Origin of the sequence: Geobacillus sp. BMUD (genome assembly GCF_013096845.1) — a bacterium.
Taxonomy (GTDB): Bacteria; Bacillota; Bacilli; order Bacillales; family Anoxybacillaceae; genus Geobacillus; species Geobacillus vulcani.
Map to the genome: position 1 here is coordinate 181,954 of NZ_SDLA01000005.1, position 6,624 is coordinate 188,577.

A 6,624-nucleotide genomic window follows, 5' to 3' on the forward strand; every position below is an offset into this window, starting at 1 on the left:
TGTGCTTCCATGAACATCCAACGCATTCTCGTGACGGGAAGGCTTTATGCCGAGCTTGCCGCTCTTCTTCCGGACAAGCGGCCCGATAAAGCGTTTCGCTTTGTCGCTGAAGAAGAATTGCAGGAGGCGGATTTTGCTTGGGCGGACGCGTACATCGGCTTTCGGCCGGCCGGGCCGTTTTCGCTTGCCCATTTGCGCTGGGTGCATTCGCTCGGCGCGGGGGTCGACGCGTTTTTGTGGAAGCGGGAATGGAAGCCGGACGTGCTGCTGACGCGGACGATCGGGTCATTTGGCGAGCAGATCGCCGAATATTGCCTCAGCTACTTGCTGCGCGACGCCCAATGCCATGACGTGTATGCTTGGTATCAAGAACAGCGGCAGTGGAAGCCGGTCGCCCCGAAGCGGCTTAGCGAACAGCGGATTGTCATTTACGGGACGGGCGAGATCGGCCGGCGCATTGCCGAAACGCTTCGTCTGTTTGGGGTTTCGCCCGTCGGCGTCTCGCGAAGCGGCCGAGACACGCCGCCGTTTTCGGCTGTTTACCGCCATGACGAGGCGGGGGAAGCGCTTGCTCGCGCCGATTGGGTGATCGCCGCGCTTCCGCTGACAGAGGAAACGCATCATCTCTTTGATGAGACGTTTTTTTCCTGCCTGCACAATGCGGGCTTTATCAATGTCGGCCGCGGCGCCACGGTCGAGGAGACGGCGCTTGTCGGGGCGCTGGAAAACCGAAATGTGCGCCTCGCCGTGCTCGATGTGTTCGAAGAAGAACCGCTGCCGCCGCACTCGCCGCTATGGGGTCATCCCCATGTCATCATCACTCCGCATATCGCGGCGCTCACCGCGGCCGAGGACGCCGCCCGCTCTATATTGGACACGCTTAGCCGCATCGAAGCCGGGAAGCCGCTTGCCAATGCGGTTGATGTGAGCCGGCAATATTGAACGAAAAAACGGTGCCCGACGAACAAGGGGGCACCGTTTCGCGTTGCTTACCGGTCAGTGACAATGATATACGCCGCTTTCATTGGACCGTGGACGCCGACGACCAAGTTCATTTCAATGTCGGCGGAGTTGCTCGGGCCGGTGATGAAGTTGATGCATGACGGAACGAGGGTGCCTTGTTCGATTTGCTCGTGAATGATCGCCGCCGCTTGCGTCATGCGCGGCACGACGGTGCTTTTCGGAACGATGGCGATATACGTCTTCGGCAAAAAGTGAATGGCCCGCCCTTGCCCGTTGCGGGAAAACAGCACGACCGTTCCCGATTCGGCGAGGGTGATGTCGCTAAAGGCGATGCCGACGTTCGCCTGTTCGGCGGCGTCAATGTTTTGGCGGCCGAGCGCCGGGTTCCACACGTGAACGTCCGTTTGTGCCGCCGGCCATTCCTCCTGAAGCAAGGGGGATAGGCCATACTCGGCAAAGCGCGGATCGTTTGGCACGATGACCGGTCCGCCGCCGTAGGCCGACACTTGTCGCTTCAGTACAGCCGCCAGTTCGGCGCTTGTTGTCTCGATGTAGTCCGTATGAATAAGTGTGCACTGTTGGCGAAGCGCCGCCAGCAAGTCGTCCTGGCTATAGCCGGCAAACACCGTCCATTGCGGCGCATCATCCCATTGCGGCCGGGAGACGCCGGACAGGCGGGGGCTTCTTCCGAGACGCCCGGCGATCGTTTGTAAAAACGCGTCACGGTTTTGAATCGTACCACGCGTCATGACGGATTCCCTCCTTTTTGCCGATTGCGAAACCAGTCCCGGAACCTCTCTTTGCTTGGCGCCGGAAATTCGCGGCTTTCCGTCCACGCTTTCAGCGGGCCGGGGCCTTTTCTGATGCGCCCGTCTTCAACGAACGGAGCGAAGGCGCTTGGCGCCAACTTCGTGCCGAACCGGTACAATGACGGCGAGGCGGTCCCGAGGCGAAACGCCTTCATCGCCAGCTTTTCCGCGACCGGTGCTTTTCCTTCCCGCTCGACGATGATTTGGCGATGTTTGATGAGCAGCTCATGAAGCGGAATTTTCACCGGACATGCCTCCGTACAGGCCGCGCAAAGGGAGGACGCGTACGGAAGCTCCTTGTAGTCGTCATAGCCGCCTAAGAGCGGCGACAAGACCGCGCCGATCGGGCCGGAGTAAATCGAGCCGTACGAATGGCCGCCGATGTGGCGGTATACCGGGCAGACGTTGACACAGGCCGCGCAGCGGATGCATTGCAGCACCGGCTGAAACTCTGTGCCTAAAATCGATGAGCGCCCGTTGTCGACGATGACGAGATGGAACTCTTCCGGTCCGTCAGCGTCCCCTTCGTCGCGCGGGCCGGTGAGGACGGTGATGTAGCTCGTCAATTTTTGCCCGACGGCGCTGCGTGTCAACATGCTCACAAGCACTTCCATTTCTTCAAATGTCGGAACGATCCGCTCCATGCCCATGACTGTAATTTGGGTTTTCGGCAGCGCGGTCACTAAGTCGGCGTTGCCCTCGTTTGTAACGAGCGTGATCGAACCCGATTCGGCGATGGCGAAGTTGCAGCCGGTGATGCCGATGTCAGCCGTCAAATAGTCGCGCCGCAGCGTTTCGCGGGCATGGCGGGCAAGTTCAACCGGATCGGACGATTTCGTATAGCCAAGCTTGCGGCGGAAGACGTCGCGAATTTGCTCTTTGTTTTTATGGAGCGCCGGGCCGACGATATGCGACGGCGGGTCATGATCGTCAATCTGCAAAATGTACTCGCCGAGGTCGGTTTCGACAACGTCACAGCCGATGGCTTCAAGCACCGGGTTTAAATTGATTTCCTCGGTCACCATTGATTTGGATTTGACGATTTTTTTCGCCTGTTTTTCCAAAGCGATGCGGCGGATGTAGTCGTTCGCTTCTTCGGCCGTCCGGGCGAAAAAGACGTGGCCGCCTCGGTTGGCAACGTTTTCACTAAGCTGCATTAAATAATAATCCAAGTTTTCGAGCGTATGTTTTCGGATTTGTTCAGCGAGCGAGCGCCACTCCTCCCAATGGCCAAGCTCTTCAATGACGCCAAGCCGCCGCACATAGCCGCGGTCTTGCATGCCGGCGACCGCCCCGCGCATAAAATTATTTTGCAAGTTTTCCTCGACCCGTTTCCAAAACGGCCCGTTTTCGATTTTCATCGGCATTGTCGTTCCCCTCCTTTTCGTTGCGTTGATTTAACACTTCGGCGATATGCATGACGCGAATCGGTTTGCCGAGCCGCTCGATGCGTCCGCCGATGTTTAGTAAACAGCCGCAATCGGCGCCGATCACGTAGTCGGCGTCCACTTCGTCGATATGGGCGATTTTTTCATCTACCATTTGTTCGGAAATCGGACCCATTTTGACGGAAAACGTGCCGCCAAACCCGCAACATTGATGAGCGTTCGGCAGCGGAACAAGCTCAAGCCCGTTGACATGTTCTAATAAGCGGAGCGGCGCTTCTTTGACGCCAAGGAGCCTTGTCATATGACAGGACGTATGGTACGTCGCCCGTCCGGGGAGCGAGGCGCCGACATCCTCGACGTTCAGCACCTCAACGAGAAATTGGGTCAGCTCGTACGTTTTCGCCGCTAGGCGCTTCGCTTCGTCTTCCCATTCCGGATCGCCACGGAAGACGTGCGGGTATTCTTTTACCATGGCCGCGCATGAGCCGGATGGGGTGACGACATAGTCGGCATCGGCGAACGCGCGCATCATTTGTTTCATCGCCTCTTTCGCTTCTTGGACGTAGCCGCTGTTATACGCCGGCTGTCCACAGCACGTTTGCGCCTCGGGAAAATCAATCTCACAGCCGAGCCGCTCGAGCAGTTCGACGGTCGCTTTGCCGGCCTCCGTATAAAAGAGATCGATCAGGCAGGTGACGAATAACGAGACTTTCATCGGTTCTCCCTCCCGTGTACCGAGTTTAGTGAACAGGTCATCTGATGACTATATGTCTATTATAAAATGTTTTTTTCAGATTCGTAGCCCTTTTTTGAAAAAACACTCATGAATAAGTCTTGTTTCCCCCTAGCATGAAATGATGGATTAAGACGACACATTTTCACAGAAAGTTCCATGAGCAGCGTAATCTGCCCTCCACTTGGGGATGAAAATGCGCGCCAGTGCAGCATTTTCACGGAAAGTTCCATGGGCAGCGTTTTGCCCTCCACCCGTGGATGGAAAATCCGCGCCAGTCTTGCATTTTCACGGAAAGCAATAACCCATTTACTTTAACTTACCAACGGAAGAAGTCTCCCACTTCTAAACAAAGTGAAAGGGGGAGATGAATTCCGGTTAGCGTAGCTGAAAGTTGTCTTTTTTGCTATAATATAATCAGTCTTAGCCCAACAATAGTCGTTGTTCTTTATCGATTGACATAGCCGTTTTAGAAAGGAGAGAGGGTGTCCAAAAGCAATGAGACACCCTTTTCTGCTACTATATATACGCATTAATCGAATCTGTAATTCTATATCTAGTGTTTAGCTAGAGAACAGCTAGCCTTGTGAGTCAGTCCTTTCTACCCAATCAATCCTAGCTTTATTGCCTTCACAACCGCTCCGACCCGCGAATCAGCCTCGAGCTTTCGCAAAATGGAAGACACATGATGTTCCACCGTTCTGCGGCTGATATGCAGCAATTCGCTAATTTCCGCATTTGTCTTATCTTCGGAAATGAGTTGGAGAATGTTCCATTCAGTTTTTGTAAGAGGACAGTTGTAGCGGTCCAATCGATCAATTGGGAACGATTTAACCCCTAGATAAGTTTGCCGAATGGCATTGGCTAATTCAAAGACCGAATTTTCCTTAGTGACGAAGGCATAAGCGCCAGCTTCATAGGCGGCTTGAATGTATTCGTCATAACCATATCCCGATAAAATCACGACTTTGCAGGTAGGATATGTTTTGGCAATTTTTCTCGTCCATTCAATCCCATTATCATTTTTCATCCTTATATCCATGACAATGACATTGGGGTTATGTTTTTTGATTTCTGTCTCTAAAAGTGCGGGATCACAAACGGTATTGACGACCTCCAAATCGATTTCATTTTCTAACAATTGTTGAATTCCATGCATGACCAACAAATGGTCATCTACTAATAATATTTTGATTTTCATTGACCCCACCTTCTTCAACTGTAATTGGCAAAGAAACGGAAATGCAAGTTCCAGCCCCCAGCTCTGAATGTATTGTCAGTGTACCTTTTAACTGATGAACCCGTTTTTGAATTGTAATTAAACCTAAGTGATTTGTCTGTGATAATTCTAATAAATGATCCGGCACCTTAAATCCGACGCCGTAATCTTTGACTTGTATACTTAGAAACTGTTGTGTTTCTTCAACAGTTACAACAATCTTTCTTGACGAAGAATGTTTGATGGCGTTATAAACTAATTCTTTAATGATCCGAAATGCTTGGATTGAGAGAAACGGCGGAATGATTTTTAGGTTCGCAATATAATTGACTTCAACAATCACGTTATAGTTCATCTCGCATGTTCGCCTTAATGAAGAGAGGCTTTGTTTAAGCCCTAAATCCTCCACCATAACAGGATACAGCTCATGGCACATCTCTCTGACTTCAAAAATATCACGTTGAAGTAGCCCTTTAATGTCATCGAACAATCTTTTATCTATATTTTTCTTTTGAATAAGCCATTCAAGCTTATTGAGAAGAAGAATTAAGTGTTGCAGTACCTCGTCATGGAGGAAAATTGACAGTTTCCTTTTTTCTTCTTCATGTTCATGAAGAAGGAGCCAGTGGGATTGCTCGGACATCCATGATTCTTCTATTGTTTTCTTTAGTTGGTTCTCAATCTGTTGTAACGTTTTTGAGCTGGCGAATAATTCTATGGCGTCCATTTGGATTTTTTTCATTAGTTTTTGTTCTTCTTTGTCAAAAACCGTCGCGTTTGTTTTTTCTCCAATCATCATCCAGCCGATTAATGCATCGTCTATATTCATAGGATAGAAAAAGACGCTCTTTTCATTCATAGTCATTTTGTAAAAATGGCTGCTTTGACAAGCATAAGATAATAATTCACTATCGTGAAAATGACGGAACATTCCTGTTTTATGCAATACAGTAGGGCTGTGATCATGTTTCCACACGATGCATACTCCACTCACATCGATCGTTTTGTGTATTAAATCAGCAATGAGCTTAGCACAATATTCTAAATGTTTTCCGTTTAGCAACTCTTGAAGAATGGCGAGTTTTTCTTTTTGAATTTCCTCTTGTTTTCCATGCCATTTCCTCATTTGCAGCGGTTCGAGCCCTTTGTCGATTAGATCATAGACAATAAAAAGGCAAATGAGCAATGTGTTGATTAAGATGCCGAGCTTAAAGTGTATATCGTAAAATAGCGACAATAATAGATTAAATATTGCTAAACAACAACCAATCATGAATAGACGGACCATCATTTTCTCTAATATTTCGCGAAAATCGATAATTTCCTGCCGGGTTAACAAATATGACAACGTCAGTGGAAACATGACTATACTGCCAAGGCTATAATGTAAATTATCACTTTATTTCCGCACAAAAAAGACTCTTTTTTGCACATTCCTTCGGAATATCCCTCTCCCCCTTTCCGAAAGAATGTGCTAAATTTTTTGTGAATTATTTCGGAATGGGACATGGG

5 protein-coding genes and 1 pseudogene are annotated in these 6,624 nt (G+C 50.0%); 1 reads left to right on the forward strand and 5 read right to left on the reverse strand.

From position 1 onward, the window contains the following. Positions 1-9 precede the first annotated feature (9 nt). A complete protein-coding gene (locus ETC05_RS08465; RefSeq protein ID WP_031405779.1) occupies positions 10-942 on the forward strand; it encodes a D-2-hydroxyacid dehydrogenase in 933 nt (310 codons plus the stop codon). A gap of 47 nt (positions 943-989) precedes the next feature. Here the strand turns inward: ETC05_RS08465 and ETC05_RS08470 are convergent, their stop codons facing one another. The 5 genes and pseudogenes from ETC05_RS08470 to ETC05_RS08490 form a co-directional block, all read right to left on the reverse strand. Beyond that, a complete protein-coding gene (locus ETC05_RS08470; RefSeq protein WP_171660827.1) occupies positions 990-1,712 on the reverse strand; it encodes a LutC/YkgG family protein in 723 nt (240 codons plus the stop codon). Continuing rightward, positions 1,709-3,139 (reverse strand): LutB/LldF family L-lactate oxidation iron-sulfur protein, encoded by a 1,431-nt coding sequence (locus ETC05_RS08475; RefSeq protein ID WP_171660828.1) that lies wholly within the window; start codon positions 3,137-3,139, stop codon positions 1,709-1,711. The genes ETC05_RS08470 and ETC05_RS08475 overlap by 4 nt, the downstream gene beginning before the upstream one ends. A 22-nt stretch (positions 3,140-3,161) precedes the next feature. Then, a pseudogene (locus tag ETC05_RS08480) lies at positions 3,162-3,875 on the reverse strand ((Fe-S)-binding protein); the annotation flags it as partial. 619 nt (positions 3,876-4,494) lie between these two features. Continuing rightward, positions 4,495-5,094: a response regulator transcription factor gene (locus ETC05_RS08485; protein WP_031405774.1), complete on the reverse strand. Its 600-nt coding sequence runs from the start codon at positions 5,092-5,094 to the stop codon at positions 4,495-4,497. Then, on the reverse strand, positions 5,066-6,475 hold the full coding sequence (locus tag ETC05_RS08490; protein ID WP_253263975.1) for a sensor histidine kinase: 1,410 nt from the start codon (positions 6,473-6,475) through the stop codon (positions 5,066-5,068). Before ETC05_RS08490 ends, ETC05_RS08485 begins: the two co-directional genes overlap by 29 nt. Positions 6,476-6,624: the final 149 nt, after the last annotated feature.